The 18634-nt window shown below is 59.1% G+C and carries 20 protein-coding genes; 12 read left to right on the top strand and 8 right to left on the bottom strand.

All coding sequences use genetic code 11. The features are described 5' to 3' along the window. Positions 1–33 precede the first annotated feature (33 nt). Positions 34–1059, bottom strand: a complete 1026-nt coding sequence (locus tag QFI97_RS18520; RefSeq protein WP_331835586.1) for an LLM class flavin-dependent oxidoreductase — start codon at positions 1057–1059, stop codon at positions 34–36. 320 nt (positions 1060–1379) lie between these two features. Then, positions 1380–2321 (bottom strand): LysR family transcriptional regulator, encoded by a 942-nt coding sequence (locus QFI97_RS18525; RefSeq protein WP_095096060.1) that lies wholly within the window; start codon positions 2319–2321, stop codon positions 1380–1382. Between the two features lie 87 nt (positions 2322–2408). On the opposite strand from QFI97_RS18525, the gene QFI97_RS18530 reads away from it, so the two are divergent. After that, the gene (locus QFI97_RS18530) at positions 2409–3419 is read left to right on the top strand and encodes a zinc-dependent alcohol dehydrogenase family protein (RefSeq protein ID WP_346431761.1); all 1011 of its coding nucleotides are present in this window, start codon (positions 2409–2411) and stop codon (positions 3417–3419) included. Between the two features lie 80 nt (positions 3420–3499). Here the strand turns inward: QFI97_RS18530 and QFI97_RS18535 are convergent, their stop codons facing one another. From QFI97_RS18535 to QFI97_RS18545, 3 genes are all read right to left on the bottom strand, one after another. Continuing rightward, complete coding sequence (locus tag QFI97_RS18535; RefSeq protein ID WP_095096054.1) at positions 3500–3817, bottom strand: EthD family reductase; 318 nt, start codon at positions 3815–3817, stop codon at positions 3500–3502. Positions 3818–3878: 61 nt separating this feature from the next. After that, on the bottom strand, positions 3879–5330 hold the full coding sequence (locus QFI97_RS18540) for an MFS transporter (RefSeq protein ID WP_346431762.1): 1452 nt from the start codon (positions 5328–5330) through the stop codon (positions 3879–3881). Between the two features lie 47 nt (positions 5331–5377). Further along, a complete protein-coding gene (locus tag QFI97_RS18545) occupies positions 5378–5977 on the bottom strand; it encodes a TetR/AcrR family transcriptional regulator (protein ID WP_331835590.1) in 600 nt (199 codons plus the stop codon). 111 nt (positions 5978–6088) lie between these two features. On the opposite strand from QFI97_RS18545, the gene QFI97_RS18550 reads away from it, so the two are divergent. Next, on the top strand, positions 6089–6484 hold the full coding sequence (locus tag QFI97_RS18550) for a RidA family protein (protein WP_095096046.1): 396 nt from the start codon (positions 6089–6091) through the stop codon (positions 6482–6484). 140 nt (positions 6485–6624) lie between these two features. On the opposite strand, the gene QFI97_RS18555 is transcribed toward QFI97_RS18550, so the two are convergent. Continuing rightward, positions 6625–7368 carry an SDR family NAD(P)-dependent oxidoreductase gene (locus tag QFI97_RS18555; RefSeq protein ID WP_346431763.1) on the bottom strand — a complete coding sequence of 248 codons (744 nt, stop codon included), beginning with the start codon at positions 7366–7368 and terminating at the stop codon, positions 6625–6627. An 87-nt stretch (positions 7369–7455) separates the two neighbouring features. On the opposite strand from QFI97_RS18555, the gene QFI97_RS18560 reads away from it, so the two are divergent. The 7 genes from QFI97_RS18560 to QFI97_RS18590 all read left to right on the top strand — a co-directional run bounded on the left by QFI97_RS18560 (position 7456) and on the right by QFI97_RS18590 (position 14782). Further along, positions 7456–8010 carry a TetR/AcrR family transcriptional regulator gene (locus tag QFI97_RS18560; protein ID WP_346431764.1) on the top strand — a complete coding sequence of 185 codons (555 nt, stop codon included), beginning with the start codon at positions 7456–7458 and terminating at the stop codon, positions 8008–8010. A gap of 233 nt (positions 8011–8243) precedes the next feature. After that, positions 8244–9008: an alpha/beta hydrolase gene (locus QFI97_RS18565; RefSeq protein ID WP_159236512.1), complete on the top strand. Its 765-nt coding sequence runs from the start codon at positions 8244–8246 to the stop codon at positions 9006–9008. Between the two features lie 40 nt (positions 9009–9048). Then, positions 9049–9723 carry a heavy metal response regulator transcription factor gene (locus tag QFI97_RS18570; RefSeq protein ID WP_346432107.1) on the top strand — a complete coding sequence of 225 codons (675 nt, stop codon included), beginning with the start codon at positions 9049–9051 and terminating at the stop codon, positions 9721–9723. Continuing rightward, a complete protein-coding gene (locus QFI97_RS18575; RefSeq protein ID WP_095096028.1) occupies positions 9720–11120 on the top strand; it encodes a heavy metal sensor histidine kinase in 1401 nt (466 codons plus the stop codon). Before QFI97_RS18570 ends, QFI97_RS18575 begins: the two co-directional genes overlap by 4 nt. A gap of 327 nt (positions 11121–11447) precedes the next feature. Further along, entirely contained in the window at positions 11448–12767 is a 1320-nt protein-coding gene (locus QFI97_RS18580; protein ID WP_095096026.1) for an MFS transporter, read from the top strand. A gap of 1 nt (position 12768) precedes the next feature. After that, entirely contained in the window at positions 12769–13962 is a 1194-nt protein-coding gene (locus tag QFI97_RS18585; protein WP_189339818.1) for an enolase C-terminal domain-like protein, read from the top strand. Between the two features lie 136 nt (positions 13963–14098). Next, positions 14099–14782: a GntR family transcriptional regulator gene (locus QFI97_RS18590; RefSeq protein ID WP_189339817.1), complete on the top strand. Its 684-nt coding sequence runs from the start codon at positions 14099–14101 to the stop codon at positions 14780–14782. An 18-nt stretch (positions 14783–14800) separates the two neighbouring features. On the opposite strand, the gene QFI97_RS18595 is transcribed toward QFI97_RS18590, so the two are convergent. Continuing rightward, positions 14801–15748: a LysR family transcriptional regulator gene (locus tag QFI97_RS18595; protein ID WP_346431765.1), complete on the bottom strand. Its 948-nt coding sequence runs from the start codon at positions 15746–15748 to the stop codon at positions 14801–14803. A gap of 127 nt (positions 15749–15875) precedes the next feature. Here QFI97_RS18595 and QFI97_RS18600 point away from each other — a divergent pair, with 127 nt between their 5' ends. Further along, positions 15876–16451 (top strand): nuclear transport factor 2 family protein, encoded by a 576-nt coding sequence (locus tag QFI97_RS18600; protein ID WP_095096015.1) that lies wholly within the window; start codon positions 15876–15878, stop codon positions 16449–16451. Next, positions 16444–16848, top strand: a complete 405-nt coding sequence (locus tag QFI97_RS18605; RefSeq protein ID WP_346431766.1) for a nuclear transport factor 2 family protein — start codon at positions 16444–16446, stop codon at positions 16846–16848. The genes QFI97_RS18600 and QFI97_RS18605 overlap by 8 nt, the downstream gene beginning before the upstream one ends. Positions 16849–16914: 66 nt before the next feature. Here the strand turns inward: QFI97_RS18605 and QFI97_RS18610 are convergent, their stop codons facing one another. Continuing rightward, positions 16915–17502, bottom strand: coding sequence for a TetR/AcrR family transcriptional regulator (locus tag QFI97_RS18610; protein ID WP_095096008.1), 588 nt, complete (start codon positions 17500–17502; stop codon positions 16915–16917). Between the two features lie 358 nt (positions 17503–17860). On the opposite strand from QFI97_RS18610, the gene QFI97_RS18615 reads away from it, so the two are divergent. Further along, a complete protein-coding gene (locus QFI97_RS18615) occupies positions 17861–18616 on the top strand; it encodes an SDR family oxidoreductase (RefSeq protein ID WP_346431767.1) in 756 nt (251 codons plus the stop codon). Positions 18617–18634: the final 18 nt, after the last annotated feature.

Below are 18634 nucleotides of genomic sequence, written 5' to 3' on the forward strand. Positions count from 1 at the left end.
CAATGCCTGCGGAGCGTTTTGCCTTACAGCCAATTAGCCGCGCCAGCCCAGCGCCGGCGCAACGTGTTTGAGGATCGACTCGATAACGTGCGCGTTGTAATCCACGCCCAGCTGATTCGGCACGGTCAGTAATAAGGTGTCCGCTTCGGCGATCGCTTCGTCCTGTTTCAGCAGCTCGATAAGCCTGTCCGGCTCTGCGGCATAGCTGCGGCCGAAAATCGCGCGCGTTTTCTCATCCAGTAAGCCGATCGTATCGCCGTCATCGCGGCCGGAACCGAAATACATCCGATCGCGGTCGTCCATCAGGGCAAAAATACTGCGGCTGACCGAGACGCGCGGCGTGCGGGAATGTCCCGCCTGCGCCCAGGCCTCGCGGTAGGCCCGGATCTGTTTCGCCTGCTGAATATGGAAAGGCTCGCCCGTTTCGTCATCTTTCAACGTCGAGCTTTGCAGGTTCATGCCCAGCTTCGCCGCCCATACCGCGGTCGCGTTCGAGCCCGCCCCCCACCAGATACGCTCGCGCAGCCCTTCGGCATAGGGCTCGGGGCGTAGCAGGCCCGGCGGGTTAGGAAACATAGGCTGCGGATTCGGTTTGGCAAAACCTTCGCCTCGCAGTACGTCCAGCAGCACTTCGGTATGACGGCGCGCCATGTCTGCTTCGTTTTCCCCGGCGGAAGGCACATAGCCAAAATGACGCCAGCCGTCGATCACCTGCTCCGGAGAGCCGCGGCTGATACCAAGCTGCAGGCGGCCGCCGGAGATCAAATCCGCCGCCCCCGCGTCCTCGGCCATATACAGCGGATTTTCATAGCGCATATCGATAACGCCCGTCCCGATTTCAATGCTGCGGGTTTTCGCGCCTATCGCGGCCAGGAGAGGAAACGGCGAGCTGAGCTGGCGGGCAAAATGGTGCACCCGGAAATAGGCGCCGTCCGCGCCCAGCTCTTCGGCGGCAACGGCCAGGTCGATGGATTGCAGCAGCGCGTCAGCGGCCGACCGGGTTGCGGACTGCGCCGACGGCGTCCAGTGACCAAATGACAAAAATCCAATCTTTTTCATGACGTATTCATCCTGGTTTGCAGGGAAATTATCCGCAGGCTGGCATTGACCACGGTGCCGTCAATCAGCACCTGCCGAGGTTTAGGTCTACTTTACGCATTCGCTGATGAGAATAAATATCGTTTATTTAACATAATGCATCAAATAAATTGACCGAGTGGCGCTGGCCTCGATCCTCCCCCCTGCGGCCTGCACCGGGCATACGGCCCCCTGCCGAAGCGCCCAATTAAAAAGCCCTGAAGGAGCCGTCAGGGCTTTATCATAACCCGCTGAATTATCCCCCCGCGCCGCGATCGTGCGAACTCAGCGTGACGGGATGGTCAGGAGGCAACCTTCGGTAACACGGCCCAAGGCGGCGGCTTCAATCTCTCCGCGATCCAATCAGAAAAGGCGCGAGTTTTCGAGGGCGTACCCGCGGCTGCGGGGGTGACCACATACACCGCACCTCGGTCGAGTAGGGTCCAGTCAGGCAGGATCTCAACAAGCCGCCCCGCTGCCAGTTCACGGGAGGCATACCAGTCAGAAGTATATAAAACCCCCATGCCGCTGACGGCCGCCTCGACCAATAGCTCGGCATCGTCCGAAGCAAGGGGGCCGGTCACCGCGACGCCAGAGGCTCCTCCGTTTGGTTTGCTGAAGCTCCATTTGTAAGGATCGTGCCGGCCGGTGAAGCATAAGCACGGCACGTTCGTCAGGTCCTGCGGTACCCGGATAGTCGGATGCCGGGCAATAAACGCCGGTGATGCGCAGATTAATCGGCGCCGCTCGGCTACTTTGCGCGCAACCAGGCGCGAGTCGGGGAGCTCTCCCAGCCGAATAGCGAGATCAAAACGCTCGCCGATAAGATCGACGAATCGGTTACTGGTATCCACTTCCACGGTTACCTGAGGATGCGCGCGCAGAAACTCCAGGATGAGCGGAGTCAGCCACAGGCGGCCAAAGTTTCCCGGCAAGGTGACGCGTAAATGTCCGCGGGCTTCGCCATCGGCAAAGGCAGCCGCCTCCCCTCCGGCGGCCTGCAGCTCATACAGCAGCGGACGAATACGCTCCAGGTAGCTGCGGCCCGCTTCCGTGAGGACAACCTTACGCGTGCTTCGCTCCGCCAGTCTGATCCCCATTCTCGCCTCCATCGCACTCAGGCGGCGAGAAATAGCCGTCGAATCGCGTCCGAGTTGCCGACCGGCCGCGGCGAAAGACCCCGTATCAGCCAGCGCCACAAATGCCGCCAGTTCGTTCAAATTAGAAAAGAATGATTGCTGCATATATCGCACGGATGAAGTGTAATTTCTATCAATTCTAAATATAAATGCAGCAATGTACAGTGGGTTTTTCCCCACGGAGTAACCCCGATGAAATACATTGAAATCACAGCCCCTTCACGAGATGCATTCCAGTATGGAGAGCGTCCCGACCCCGTCCCCCCGACCAAAGGGCGCATCCTGGTACGGATGAAGGCTGGCAGTATTAATTTCGCCGATCTGGCCGTGGCCTCCGGCCAATATCCCGGTGTGCCTTATCCCATTATTCCGCTTGCCGATGGCGCGGGTGAAGTCGTGGCTATCGGGGAGGATGTCTGGCAGGTCAAAGTGGGGGATCGCGTCGCCGTCCACGTTAAGGCGCGCTGGATTGCCGGCCGCTCCAGCGCCGAGCTGGCCAACCCCATGCGCGGAGCGACCCTCCCCGGTTCGCTGGTTGAAATCGCCGAACTCGACGCGGCTGGCGTTGTAAAGATCCCTGATTACTTAAGTTGGGAAGCGGCGGGTACGCTGCCCGTCGCCGCGATGACCGCATGGCGGGCTCTGGAGGCGGCGCATATTGGACCCGCATCGACCGTCGCTCTGCTGGGTACAGGTGGGGTGTCAATATTCGCTCTGCAGCTGGCCAAGGCCCGCGGGGCCAGGGTCATCATCACCTCCTCCTCCGAGGAAAAGCTGAGGCGAGCCCGTGAACTAGGTGCCGATGAGGTGTTCAACTACCGCAAGGACGCCGCATGGGACGTATTTATCCAGCAGCGCACCGGCGGCGTGGGCGCGGACTTAGTTATCGATCCCGTCGGAGGGGAAGCCTTTAACCGCTCGGTATCCGCCGTGCGCCACGGCGGCACGGTAGCAGCGATCGGTTTTCTCGGCGGTGGCTCGACTCCGCTGGACCTGCTGTCAGTGATCTTCAAGGAGGTGCGCGTTCAGGGCGCCAACGGTGGGTCGGTGGCCGATCTGGCCGCTGCGGTGGCGGCGATCGCAGCACACCGCATCGAGCCGGTCATCGACCGCAAATTCACCCTCAACGAGCTCGCGCAGGCCTATGAGCTGATGTCGCAAGGCGGGCATTTCGGTAAAATTGCGATCGAATTTGATTGGTGAGGCCTGTCGTCCCGGCATCTGATTCCCGGAAACGCAATAAGATTAACGCCACCTGCTCTGCAGGTGGCTTATTTACGTAATCAAAGCGGACGAGCGCGCATGCGCACGGGGTGGATATCGGTAAACAGCGGCACGTCCGCCATCACTTCGGCGACTTCCGGCGAAGAAAATACCGCGGCCACCGCCGCCTCATCGCGGAAAATACATTCACAAATGGCAAGAGTTCCCGGTTCCTCCCGCATCGGGAAGAAAGCGGCCACGCTGAGCAAACCATATTTTCCCCAGAGGTCCATCACCAGCGGAAGATGGCCGTTAACATAGTATTGCCGATCGAAACGATCCTGCGCGCTGCCCTGATAGCTGACGTAGATAACAACCTGCGTATTCTCTGTATTCATAATGCTCTTCTGTTAAAGGGATTTGAAATAGCCGCGCTGGCCTCAGCGCGGGTTGAGCGGCTCATACGTTCGATTTAAGGACCTTCAGCCCAACCGCAGACTTTCGGGCCAGCCTGATACTTAACCCTGCCCCGGCCGCCAGACAGCTGGCGATGCACAGGACGGCGACGATAAAGGCATGGGTAATCGCGGCAGGATCGCTGCGTGAACCCAGTACGGCATAAAAAATGCCGCCAATAACCGCCACGCTAAGGGCGGTGCTCAGCTGTAGGGTCGAGCTGACCACGCCGGCAATCATCCCGGCATAGGCCGGCGCAACGCGGCCGGTAATAATGTGCATCAGCGTCGGGAGCGCCAGCCCCTGGCCGAAGCCGATGATGAAAAGCGCCGCTGACAGGGGGACGGCGGCCGGCGGGATACCGTCCGCCGTCGTCATCATCAGCCCGGCAAATCCGAGCAGACCCAGCGTTTCCAGCCCCATGCCGATGGGATTGACGTAAGGACCGACCATCCGTCGGCCAAACGGCGTTGACAGCGGCCCCAGCAAAAAACCGGCGCCGAACGGCAAAAAGATCAGCCCTGCCCGCAGTACGCTTTGCTGCAGAGCGCTCTGCAAATAGATCGAGAACAGCAGGAAAAAGACGCCAATCGAATAGAACAGCAGCGCCAGCAGCAGGGAAAGCCCCATGCCCGGCTCGCGAAAAATCATCGGGTCGATAAGGGGATCGCCGCCCCTGCGCGCAAGCCGGTTTTCATAGCGCCAGAACAGACAGGCAGCGACCGGCGTGAGTGATAGCGCCAGCCAGGACCACCACGGCCAGCCCGCCTCCCGGCCTTCGATCAGCGGTACGATAAGCAGCCCCAGGGTGATGACTGAGAGCGTCATCCCGCCCATGTCTAACCTGCGGGCCTGCGGTGCGCGCGTCTCTTTTATCAGCGGAATGCCGAACAGGATGACCAGTAGCGCGATCGGCAGGTTGACGAGGAAAATGGCCCGCCAGCCGCTATCAAAGAGATTTAAAGAGATCAGAATGCCGCCCAGCGCCTGGCCGATAACCGACGCCAGGCCGAACACCGCCCCGTAAAGGCCCAGCGCGCGCGATTTTTCCGCTTCCGGGAAAATAGCCTGAATCGACGCCAGCGCCTGCGGAGCCATAATCGCGGCGGCGATCCCCTGCAACACGCGGCCGGCGATCAGCGCCCCGGGCGACCAGGCAAAACCACACAGCGCCGATGCCGCGGCAAAGCCAATCAAGCCGGTAAAAAACATCCGCCCGCGCCCAAACAGATCCCCCAGCCGCCCGCCGGTGATCAGCGTAACGGCATAAAATCCGGCATAGGACGATATGACAAACTGCTCAGCCGAAGCTGAGGTCCCCAGCTCCCCCTGAATTGAAGGCAGCGCCACGTTCACGATAAAAAAATCAAGCGGCGGTAAAAAAGCGCCCACCAGCAGGACGATAAACATCGCCCAACGATGAGGCTCGGCTGAGTCAGGATCTATGTGGGACATATACGGCCTCCAAAATGGAACCATTCAGTTCCAAATAAGATAAAAATTTAACCCTCGATAACCCGCATCGTGCAATCAACCACGGCGTGCATCTCTTCTTCGCGCGCGCCGGTTTTGCCCAGCACCCGCATACCTTCAATCTGACAAACCAGAAAACGTGCCGCCGCCTGCTCATCGCACTCGGGCAGCTCGCCGCCGATCTGACCGCGCACGATCGCCGCGGCATACAGCTGCTGCAACCGCCGGAACATGCGCCCGGTTCGCTCGGCCACCTGCTCATCGCGCGCGGCCATTTCGGTGGTCAATGACACCACCAGGCAGCCGCGTCGCCCCTTCTCGCCCGATGAAAGCGCGGCATAGCGCAGCAGCGAAGCGCGGATCGCTTCGGCTACCGATCCGGGTTGGGACAGAATATCCGCCGTCGCCTTCAGCCCGTCGGCGGTGTACAGATCCAGCGCGGCCAGCAGCAGCCCCTTTTTATCGCCGAACGCTTTGTAAAGGCTACCGCGCGATAAGCCGGTACCGGCGATCAAATCCGGCAGCGAGGCCGCCTCATAGCCGAGATCCCAAAAAACATTCATTGCATCGCGGGCGGCCTCTTCCAGCTCAAACTCTCGCGGACGCCCGATACCAGACAGATTTTTCATTGATAAACCCAAACAGGAGGCTTAGATTATAAACCGATTGGTTCCTATACTAGCAGCGGCGGAAGGACAAACGCAAGCCGCCTGGCTGCACAACGAAGGATTAAATACGTCATGACTGAAAGAAAATTCATTATCCCCGCCGCCATGCGGGCGCTCTCTGAACGCACCGGCTACGTGCCCGCCGTGCTGGTCGGCAACACCCTCTATTGCGCCGGGCAGGTGGGCCGCACGGCCGAGCTTGAGGTGATTACCGACCCGCAACAGCAGTTTATTGCCTGCTGGCGTAACCTGGAATTAGTGCTCAACGAAGCGGGCTGCAGCTTTGACGATGTGGTGGAGATGACCACTTATCACGTTGATATGGCGGAACATATGAGTACCTTTCGCCGCGTGAAGGACAGCCTTTTCCCACGAGGCAGAAGCGCATGGACCTGTGTAGAGGTGACGAACCTGGCGCATCCGGGCCTGCTGGTCGAAATAAAGTGTATTGCCGTCCGGAGTGCGTAAACGCCCCCCTGCGGGGATAAAATTTAGAGATAGCGTGCCATAAAAAAAAGCGCGGATTGTCCACCGCGCTTTTGTCCCGGGAGATGGCAGAGCTCTCCCCGCCGCCGGTCGGAATGGCTCTGCCCCAGGCAGCGAGGCGGCTAAACGGCGACGCTGCCGCCATCGACAAACAGCTCATTGCCGGCGATGAAGCTGCTCTCGCTGGATGCCAGGAACAGCACGGCCTTCGCCACTTCGTCCGGCCGCCCCAGCCTGCCGAGCGGAACAAGCTGATTCAGCATATCTTCAAATCCAGGACGCGCGTCAAGATAGCCACGCATCAGAGGTGTTTCCGTGCCTCCCGGCGCGACGACGTTCACACGAATACCCTGCTCTTTCAGGTCATTGGTCCAGGTTCGCGCGAACGAGCGAACCGCGGCCTTGCTCGCGTTGTACAGCGACTGGCCGGCAAAGCCTTTGCTGCCGGCGACCGATCCATTGAGGACGATCGCGCCCCCCGCACTCATCAACGGGAGCGCCTTCTGCACGGTGAAAAGTAAGCCTTTGACATTCACCGCAAACATTCGGTCGAAATGGGCTTCGTCGATCGCCCCCAGCGGTTGCGTTTCGGCAATCCCCGCATTGGCAAAGACAACGTCCACCCTGCTGTGGTCATGCCCGATCCGCGCGAAGAGACGATCGAGATCGGCGGGAATAGCGACATCCCCCTGCACGCCCACCGCGCCGTTGCCAATCTCCTGCACGGCGGCATCGAGATGCTCCTGCCGACGCCCGGTGATATACACGTGGGCACCTTCAGCGGCGAACCGTTTCGCCGTCTCCAGGCCAATACCGTCGCTGCCGCCGGTGATGACCACAACCTTGTTCTCAAACCGCTTCGTCATTTCATCGCCCTCTCAATCAATAAGTGGAGTATTGCTCCACTTAAAATACGGAGGTATCCTCCACTTGTCAAAGGGGGAGAGAAAAAATTGAACGACGAATCCATACTGCGCGCTGACGCGCAGAGAAACCGCGAGCGGATTCTTGCCGCCGCCGAAGAGGTATTTCTGACCAAAGGGGCCAGCGTCTCGCTGGAAGACGTGGCTAAACGTGCGGGGGTCGGTATCGGTACGCTGTATCGGCGCTTCCCGACCCGTGAAGCCCTTCTGGCAGCCGCCTGCAGCGAGCGCTTTCTGTCTCTGGCGGAGACCAGCCGCGCCCGGGATGCCGAGGTCGATCCGGGTAGCGCGGTACGCCTCTATCTTGAAGAGCTCGTGACCAACACCAATATCTATCGCAGCCTTGCCGCCTCGCTTGGCACGGTTCTGCAAAGCGGTACGCCCGGTTGCCATGCGATAACCGAAGAGGGCCAGCGCCTGCTCCGCCGCGGGCAGGAAGCCGGGATCCTGCGTCACGATGTGACCTTTGACGATCTGGTGTATGTCGTCACGGCGATCTCTCTGGCAGCGGAGCAGGATGAATCGCCGCCATCGCGCATCGCGCATTTGGTAAACCTGTTTCTGGTTGGGATCAGAGAACGCTGAAGTCGCCACGCGCGGTAATGGCGTGAACCCCAGGCGGCTCTCCGGGTCACGAACAGGGGCCTAAACGCCGCCGCGCGCCTTTAGCCACGCCTTCCTCCGCGCCTCTCCCCGTGCGCCAAAGGCCCGCGCCCGGCCCGTCATTTTTTTGTCATAACTGACTCACCTTCCTGTCAGAACCCTCTCGCTACACTCACTCCCACACCGAACAAATCCCCGTTGAGGAGAGAATGAGCATGAAAATCCAACATAAAGCAGTAATGAGCCTTGTCGCCGCGGCCATGATGATGGCCGGCGCCAGCCACGCGGCCGAGGCCGCGCCGGTGAAAAATATCGTGCTGGTACACGGCGCCTTTGTTGATGGTTCCGGGTGGAAGCCGGTCTATGACATCCTGAGCCGCGACGGCTACAGGGTCACGCTGGTGCAGGAGCCGCTGACCTCGTTTGCCGACGATGTCGCCGCCACCCGGCGTATTCTGGATCGTCAGGAGGGTCCGGTCATTCTGGTCGGCCACAGCTACGGCGGGGCGATTATTACCCAGGCCGGTAACGACCCGAAGGTGGCCGGGCTGGTTTATATCGCCGCCCACGCGCTGGATGCCGGAGAGAACCGGGCGGAGGTCAGCAAAAAATATCCCAACTCCGCGCACCCGTTTATCAAAACGGCTGACGGCTACGTGATGCTCGATCCGCGCTACTTCCCGGGGGATTTTGCCGCCGACCTGCCGCGCGAGCAGGCTCAATTTGGCGCCCAGTCGCAAATCCCCACCTCCCCGACCTCGCTTGCTGCCGTGGTGACGCAGGCCGCGTGGCGAACCAAGCCGAGCTGGTATATGGTGGCGAAATCGGACAAAATTATTAACCCCGATCTGGAGCGCATGTACGCTAAACGCGCGAAAAGCCATACCGTGGAAGTTGACGGCAGCCATTCCGTTTTTCAGTCTCATCCCAAAGAGGTCGCCGCGCTGATTGAGCAGGCGGCCAACGGCGCGCAGAAGTGAGTCGCTGCCGCTGCGTGGGGAAACGCGTTCAGGAGCCATGGTGAAAATACTGGTGATAGAAGACGAACCCAAAGCGCGTGAGTACATGCGCAGCGGCCTGACCGAGTCCGGCTACGTGGTCGACGTTGCCGTAAACGGCCAGGAGGGGCTGTTTATGGCCCGGGAGCACCACTACGATCTCATCCTGCTGGACGTGATGATGCCGCAGATGAACGGCTGGGAAGTGATGGCGCAGCTGGATGAGCAGTTTGACACCCCGGTGATTTTCCTCACCGCCAAAGGCACCGTCGAGGACAAAATCAAGGGGCTGGAACTCGGCGCAGATGACTATCTGCTCAAGCCCTTCTCGTTTGCCGAGCTGCTGGCGCGCATCCGCACCGCCCTGCGCCGCGGCGGACAGGCTAAGCGCGAAGAGCAGCTGACGGTCGGCGATTTGCGCCTCAACATCACGACGCGGCGGGTAGAGCGCGCCGGCGTACGCCTGGACCTCACCAACAAAGAATTCAACCTGCTACAGCTCTTTATGCTCAACTCCGGCCAGGTATTGACCCGCACCCTGATCGCCTCGCGGGTGTGGGACATGAATTTTGATAGCGACACCAACGTGGTGGATGTGGCGGTGCGCCGTCTGCGGCAAAAGGTAGATGCGCCCTTTGACTTTCCGCTGATTCATACCGTGCACGGCGTGGGCTACTGCTGCGAGGAGCAGGAATGAGAAGCCTGGCAATCAGCACCCGATTATCACTGATGATAGGGGCTGCGGTTCTGGTGGTGTTGTTCGGCGTCGGTACCGCGCTCTACCGCTCTCTCTGCCAGCAGCTCAGCATCCGCGACGACATCGCCTTAACCAACCGCCTGGACCAAATCCGCACGCTGGTGCTTAACGAGGATGTCCAGCAGATGATCCGCGAAAAGCCCCATTTGTTTACCAATATGCTGGGCAATACCGAATCGCTGCTGGTGCTGCGTTTCCCCGGCCAGCCTGCGCTGATTGAGGTCAATCCGGGCAGGCGTCCGCTGCCGGACATCGAGCCGGTAACCGCCAGCCGGCCAATCGTCCCGCAGGACGTGCATCACCAGCAGACGCCAAACGGCGTGCCCTTTATCTCGGCTTCCGCTCTGGCGATTACCGGCCATTCTCCCTCACGCCAGCTGGAAATTATTACCGGCAGGCTGATGACCGAGCGGACGCAAATCCAGGCCAACTACCTTCGCCAGATCGCGCTGATCACCCTGTGCGCGGCGCTGGTAGTGATAGTGCTCAGCGCCCTGTTCGCCCGGCGCAGCCTGCGGCCTTTGCAGCGTCTGGCCAGAGAAACGTCGACGATTGACGTACGCCACCTGGGCAGGCGCATCACGCTGCGCAACCCTCCGGCGGAACTACGGCCGCTTATCAGCGCCTTTAATCAGATGCTGGACAGGCTGGAAAACAGCTTTCAGCAGCTCAGCCAGGTCAGCGCGGATATGGCCCACGATCTGCGCACGCCCATCGGCAATCTGCTGGGGCAGACCGAAATCGCGCTGACGCAAAAACGCACCGAAGCCTATTACACCGCGCTGCTGGGCTCCAATTTTGAAGAGCTGGTGCGCCTGTCCACCATGATCGACAAAATGTTGTTCCTCGCCCGGGCGGAAAATGCCAGCCAGGCGATTAACAAAGCGCCGCTGTCGCTGGATGAGGTTCTACGTCCGCTGGCGGAATATTTTGAAGGTCCGGCGGAAGAGCGGCAGATCGCCCTGCGCTTTTCGGCCAGCGGAAAAATCACCGCCGATGCCGACCTGCTGCGGCGGGCCGTCGCCAATCTGCTCGATAACGCGATTCGCTACGCCGACAGCGGTAGCGAAGTACAGGTTGAAGCGCAGACCCAGCCCGATGGCGTACTGCTTAGCGTCACCAACCGCGGCGAGGCGATTTCGCCGGAGCAGCAGGAGCGGCTGTTCGATCGCTTCTGGCGCGCCGATAGCGCCCGCCACGCCTCCAGAAACAGCAGCGGGCTGGGTCTGTCTATCGTGCGCAGCATTATGCAGCTGCACCAGGGGCGCTGCGGCGTAAACTCCGGCCGGCGCCGGACGAGCTTCTGGCTGCTCTTTCCCCATCCTTCTGCAAAGTAACGCCGCCGAAACGCGCGCTAATTGAGGCGGGGAGCCCAGCGCTTCCGCTCGTGATTCGCGCCTTTCACCGCACCTTTGTCGGCGCCTTTTCCCCCAGCCTTGCTTAACTCATCGGGGCTGCGCCGCCGCTTCGTGCGCGGAACCCCGCCCGACGCTTTTGCCGCCCCCGCTCAACGTTATCGATCGCCCAGGACCTGTAATCATCGGCTGAAACGTTTCACATCTCATTTCGATAATGACGGTATTGAACTCCGGACGGGAGATGAATACAACAGAACTTGTATACAAGAACCTTGAATACCTATGACCTTATAATCAGGACACACCATGCAAACCACAGATTCTGAAATTGAAAAAAGGGTTATACGCAAACTCTCCTGGCGGCTGATCCCGCTGCTGATTGCTTGCTACGTCATCGCCGTTATCGATCGGGCCAATATCGGAGTTGCCGCATTAACCATGAATGCGGATATCGGCCTCAGCGCCGCAAGCTTTGGCCTGGCCGCCGGGCTGTTTTTTGTCCCCTACGCTCTCCTTGAACTGCCCTCAAACCTGCTGATGGAAAGAATTGGCGCCCGCTGGTGGATCGCCAGAATTATGGTGACGTGGGGGCTCGTTTCCGGCGCGCATATCTTCGTCTGGAACGAAAATAGCCTTTACGTGATGCGCGCCCTGCTCGGCGCCGCCGAAGCCGGCTTCTTCCCTGGCATCGTGTTTTATCTCACCATGTGGTTCCCCGCCGCCTGGCGCGGACGCATTATTGCCTCCTTCATGACGGGTATCCCGATTGCGCTGATTATCGGCACGCCGATTTCGAGCCTGCTGCTGGAGCTGCACGGATGGATGGGGCTCAGCGGCTGGCAGATCATGTTCCTGATCGAAGCCATTCCGGCCATTGCCCTGGGATTGATTGTCCCCTTCGCGCTGCCCGACAAACCCAAAGACGCCAAATTCCTCGAAGCAGAAGAGCAGCGCTGGCTGATGGCAACCCTCGCTGCGGAACAAAAAAAGCTGCCGTCACGCGGACACGGCGGCCTGCTCAAAGCGCTATTCAGCCCGCTGGTGCTGTTATTCAGCCTCACCTACTACGGGCTGGCTAACCTCAACGGCGCGGTCAGCACCTTCCTGCCGCTAATTATCAGCGAAACGGGTTTAAGCCACGTGCAGACCGGCTTTATCACCATTATTCCTTATATCTTCGGCCTGATTGGCATGCTGGTATTAGGACGCATCGCCGACCGTCCCGGCTCGCGCCTGCTGGCCAATTACGCGGCGCTGCTTATCTCATGCCTCGGCCTGCTCTGCGTGGCGTGGTTCGATAACTCCCTGCTCAAAATGGCGTTTCTCTGCTGCTCGGCGTTCGGCTTTTTCGGCGCGATGCCCGTTTTCTGGGGCCTGCCGGCGCAGTTCTTCCCCGCATCGGTGGTGGCGGGCAGCATCGCGCTGATTAACGCCCTCGGCAGCATTGCCAGCGTAGTTAACCCGTGGGTCATCGGCATTATCCGCGATCGCAGCGGCAGCTATAACGGCGGATTCTACTGGCTGGCGGCAATGGCGCTGCTCTCCATCATTACCCTGAGCATCATTTTCCGTCGCCAGCAATCATCGGTATATCAAAACAGCAATGAACAACATGAGGGTCAGTAAGATGAAGATTATCGACGTCCGGTTACTTCAGGTTAAGGGCGTTTTGCCCGGGGAAGTGGACTTTTGGGAAGAGCGCCTTGCTCGCCCGACCGACGTGTATGCCCAGTATCGCATCGTGGACAATCATGACGGCGGCGTGCAGCTGAAAGAGGGTTTTTCTATATCCACCGTCTTTCTGGAAATTATCTCCGACGAAGGCGTTGAAGGGCTGGCGGGCCCCGTTCCCCACGCCGTGGCATCGATTGTCCACGGCCAGCTGCGCCCTTTACTGCTGGGCCAGGACCCGCGCGACAGCGAGCGCCTGTGGGACCAGATGCATCGGGCCCTGATTCACGGTCGCCAGGGCGACGCCATGCTGGCGATTAGCGCGGTCGACTGCGCGCTGTGGGATCTCCGCGGCAAGTGGATGCAGCAGCCGGTTTATCGTCTGCTGGGCGGCTCAATTCGCGAGGAGATCCCGGCCTACGCCTCAATGCTGGGCTTTGCCGTACAGGATATGGGACTAGTGCGTGAACGAGCGCTGCAGTACAAGTCGCTGGGCTATCGCGGACAAAAATGGTTTTTCCGTCATGGGCCAATGAGCGGCAGGGAAGGATTAAAGAAAAACGTTGAGCTGGTAAAAACCCTGCGCGAGACGGTGGGTGAGGATTACGATCTGATGTTTGACTGCTGGCAGTCGATGGACGTGACCTACGTCATCGAACTGGCGAAGGCCATTGAGCCCTATCGCCCGCGCTGGCTGGAAGAGTGCGTCATGCCGGACAGAATCGACAGCATGCGCCGCCTGAAAGAGAAGCTGACCATCCCGCTGGCAGGGGCTGAACATGAATATACCCGCTGGGGTTTCAAACGCTTCTTTGAGGCCGACGTGCTGGACGTTATTCAGCCGGATATCTACTGGTGCGGCGGTCTTTCTGAAACCTTAAAAATCGCCGCGGCCGCCACGATGTACGATCTGCAGGTCATTCCGCACGGTCATTCCACCATCGCCACGGCCCACTTTACCACCACGCAGTCGCCGATCCACACGCCCTATCAGGAGTACCTGGTGAAATGGAACGACATTCACCAGTATTTCCTCAGCGAACCGCTGGTCCCGGAAAATGGCCTGATTCGGGTGCCTGAAGCGCCGGGCATGGGGATGGCGCTTAATCCTGAGCATATTCGACATCAGGAGTACCTGTTCACCTCCTGATCCTGCCCCCCTCAAACGGCGAATTTCCTGCCGTTTGAGGGGGATGTATCTTGTATACTACACCTTGCATCTTAAATCGGATCGTGCAACTATTGAGGCAATAAAGGCTATTTGTATTAGGGAAGTACGCCACGCTATGTCCTCCGATAAACTATTTATTGACTGGTCCTCGAAGAAGATAATCCGCCCTCAGTCACTGAGTAGTATTCTGGCCGATCACATTCGCGACCTCATCGTCAATTGCCAAATAGAGCCCGGCTCGCTAATTTCAGAAAATGATATTGCGGCCCAGCTCAACGTGAGCCGGACGCCGGTAAGAGCCGCGCTGCAAAAGCTGGAAATGGAACGCCTGGTACAAATATTCCCCCAGCGTGGGACCTTCGTCTTTGAGTTCAATGAGCAGGAGATGCGGGAAACCTGTGAAATGCGGCAAATCCTTGAGGCCGGCGCGCTAACGCTGGCTCTTCGACACGATCGCCAGGCGCTGGTTGCGCTGCTGAAAGAGCACGTTGAGCGGGGACGCGAGGCGTTGCAAAACGCGCCGGAGAGCTACCGCCAGGCCGATTCGGATTTTCATATGGCGATCGTTGAATCCAGTCAGAACAGGGAGCTGATCGGTTTCTATAAAACCAGCATCAACCGCATACGCGCCTTCCTGAACCATCTGACCAGAACGCCGGAAGAGTTTCAAAATTCCCAGGTTGATCATGAAACGATCGTCGGGCTGTTAGAGCGGCAGGAGGACCAGCAGGCGCATGAGAAACTGCACTGGCACCTTGGCGGAATAGAGCGCCGATTCCATGAAAAATTCGGCAAGTAGCCACCAGCCTCATGGCGATTATCCGTGAGGTTTTTCGCCCGGATTAAAGCCGCCTGACGCCAGAGGCTCTCGCGGTTCTTGCCGTAACCAGTCGATACAGGCCCTCATCGCCGGCGACATAGCTCTCCCCGCCGTCCAGCACAGATAGTATCCCGCAAATTCAGTTTCCCAGGCGCTAAGAATGCGCTGCAGGGCGCCGGAAACCAGATGCGGCTTCACCCGTTCCTCAGTAACCTGAGCCACCCCGACTCCCGCGATCGCCGCCTGATACTGCCGCTCGCGATCGTCCACCAGCAAATTCCCGCTCACCGCAATATTTTTTAACCGGCCGTTATAAGCGAATTGCCAGGGCTCCGGCGTTGCCGCTCCCGGCCACCGCCAGCCGATACAGTTGTGATGGCTTAAATCCTCTGGCTGCCCGATGCTGCCATGCCTTGCCAGATAGGACGGCGCCGCGACGACGATTTGATGCAGCGGCCCGCCAACGGGGACCGCAACTAACCCGGGCGCCAGCACCTCGCCCAGCCGAAGCGAAAGATCGTACCCACCGGCAATCAGATCCACGGGGGAGTCGTGGACGGCAATATCTATATGCACTTCGGGAAAAGCGGCGAGAAAAGCGGGTATCCTGGCGTCGAGGAACATTTCTGCCGCCGAGCGAAAAGCGTGAAGGCGAATATGCCCCTTGATGACCCGACTGCGGGACTGCGCCTGCATCAGCGCGCCGGCAAGGTTCTCCAGCAGCGGGGCGACCTGCAGATACAGCCCCCTGCCGTCCTCGGTGAGGCTTACGGAACGCGTTGTTCGGTTGAAAAGCCGCAGCCCCAGCTGCTCTTCAAGCCCGTTAATTTGCTGGCTGACGGCGGATGCGGAAACGCCCAGCCCGTCCGCAACGGCCCTGAAGTTCAGCTTTTCGGCGACCATAACAAACGTATTAAGCGCCGGAAAATGCGCGCGGCTAATCATCCGTTGCCCCTTTATTAAATATGGCTAATCACTGCATCAAGTTTTTAGCGGATTATGCAATTCCATAAAACAATTATTATGGTCGTACCGCTTTAGTCAAGCCCGAAACAACAGGAAGAGATACCGTATGGCTAACGAAAATCAACTTACGATAGAACAACGGCTGCGAATAATAGAAGCGAAATTAGCGATCTATGAGCTTATTGCCTCTCATCCCCCCAGCGCCGACAGCGGGCTCGCTGAATATACGGCATCCGTCTATATGGAGGACGGCGTGTTTAATCGCGGAGAGGGGCTGGACGGCGCAAAAGGCGTGGCGGCTATTGCGGCATTTATTCTCAGGCCGGCTCATGAAGAGGCCATCAAAAGCGGGCTGGCGCATTTTGCCGGATTACCGCTTATCGACCTGCGCGGCGATACGGCCGTTGTGACCTCCTATTTACAGCTTTTGCAGCTGGATAAGCAGGGTGCGCCGCGGGAAATGGCTAACCACGGCACCTCCACCGGGTACCGCATCCATCGGGTTGTCGTTAACCGCTGGGAGCTTGAATGCCACGACGGGCGCTGGAAAATACGCAGCAGAACGCTGCTTCCCGTCGACGGGAGCGAGGCCCCGCGTCAGCTGCTGGCGCGAGGCCTCGCAGATGTTCTGCAGGCGACCTACCAGAACCCATTAACCGCTACGGAGCAAGATCATGAGTGAAGAGAACCGCCAGTTTTTATCGTCGCTTTTCCTTTCGATAGCGGATCGGGGATGGGGAGAGAATTTTATCGCCGCATTGCATGACGATCTGGAATTCAATGCTATGGGCACCTCGCCGATCTCGGGATGCTACCGGGGAAAAGAAAACTACCGCCAACGGCTGCTTAAACGGCTTGATGACCGACTGGCGTCATGGCCCATGCCGATCGTCGATAGCCTGATCGTTGACGGAGACCTTGCCTGCCTGCAGTTCCACGCCACCGGCGGTCAAGGTAAAAACGGCGCAGATTTTAATATGCAATATTGCTGGGTGTTGCGCCTGGAGCATCAGAAAATCGTAAAAATCTGGGGATATTATGACTCATTCAAAATGAATGCCCTTTTTGCCGATCAATAGCCGCATTGGGTCAACGCTGCGCAGATATGAGACGGCTGATTGTATCGCGCGATCTCCGGCGAACGATCAGGCGCGGAGCGTGATGTTATCGATCAGTGGCTGCACAATTCTGCGGAAAATATCCGCATCGTTAAAGGCGCGCGCCGACAGCATGGCGCCATGCACCGTCGCCATCAGCAGGCTCGCCTCATCCGCAGGGGCGCCGGATATCCGCAGGCGCTTTTCGCTTTCCCCCCTGCGCAGTAAAGAGGCCAGCCAATCGGTAAGATCGCTGAAATGCCCGGTCACTTCGCTGGCTATTTCCGGCGGCAGCGTCGGCAGCTCGACTGCAAGCATCGCGCAGATGCAAAACGGTGAGGAGCCCTCGCGAATACAGGTAGCCCAGTAGTCGACGTAGGCCTGAAGTTCCGCCACCGGGTTATTCATCTGCCGGCTCATCGCCTGCATTCCGGCCCGCGCCTCTTCCCGATACCCGGTTACCACGACCTTCACCAGCTCCGCCTTGCTCGGGAAATGGTGATGAATGCTCGCTTTACGAATATTCACCTTTGCAGAAATATCGGCAAAGCTGAAACTCTGGTAGCCGCCGGAGGTAAGTAGCTGTCGGGTATAAGAAATAATTTCGTTTGCTTTCGATGAACGCTCAGTCGCCATAGTCGGATCCGCGTGTGCATGTGATACTGAATAAGGTGCATAATATCAGAGCGTTGGCAGGAAACCTACCAACAGGTAGCCCTCCTGCCGATGCGCAAAGCGCCGCCGGGGTTTAACCGACAATCGCTGGTCAGATAATTCCCTTGCCGACCCAAGATGGCGTAAATATAATCACCGGGCATTTCCACAATGCCGTAGGCGTTACCGTCATCCAACGCGCCCGGATACCCCAGGGTCTCAGCAGAGAATACGGGGATCTAGCGGCGACGTTCTGTTTTCAGGCGGTTATCATCTGCTACGGCAGCTCCGATAGCCCCTCGCCGCCTTTCCACCAGCTCTGACCGGAGAGGACATTGTTATGAAAATTAGCGGTAACACCATTCTGATTACTGGCGCCACCAGCGGTATCGGCCGCGCGCTGGCCGAAGCGTTTTACGCGCGCGGCAACCGGGTCATCATCACCGGACGCCGCCAGGCTCTGCTCGACGAGATCGCCCGCACTCATCCCGGAATAACGGGCTTCAGGCTCGATATAGATGATGACGCGATGCTTGAGGCCGTTGCCTCAGAGGTCAAAGCGCGCTTTCCACAGCTGAACGTGCTGATCGCCAATGCCGGTATTTCGCGCAGCGAAAATTTCCTCGCCGACGGCGGGGACGCGGGCGTCGCTCAGGACATAGTCAGGACCAATATTCTCGGCACCATCCGCTTCGCGGCGGCCTTCCTGCCGCTGATTCAGGGCCAGCCGGACGCCACCTTTATGGCAACCAGCTCCGCGCTGGCATTCGTACCTAAGGCGGACTTCCCAACCTACTGCGCCAGCAAGGCGTTCCTGCACTCGTGGCTGATCTCTTTGCGTCACCAGATGCGGCATATTCCGGTTGAGGTCCTTGAGCTGTCGCCGCCGTACGTGCAGACCGAGCTGACGGGCAGCGCTCAGGCCGCCGACCCGAGGGCGATGCCGCTGGCGGAGTATATCTCGAGAGTGATGGAATTGATTGAGCACCATCGGCACCCGAACGGGGAGATCCTGCTTGATGGCGATAAGGGCCGCCGCTGGGCGGAAAAAGAGGGCACGTTTGCGACGCTTTTTCGCGCCATGAACCCGGATTAATCCCCCACCCCGTGCCGA

This window comes from Klebsiella scottii, from assembly GCF_036561945.1.
GTDB lineage: Bacteria > Pseudomonadota > Gammaproteobacteria > Enterobacterales > Enterobacteriaceae > Klebsiella > Klebsiella scottii.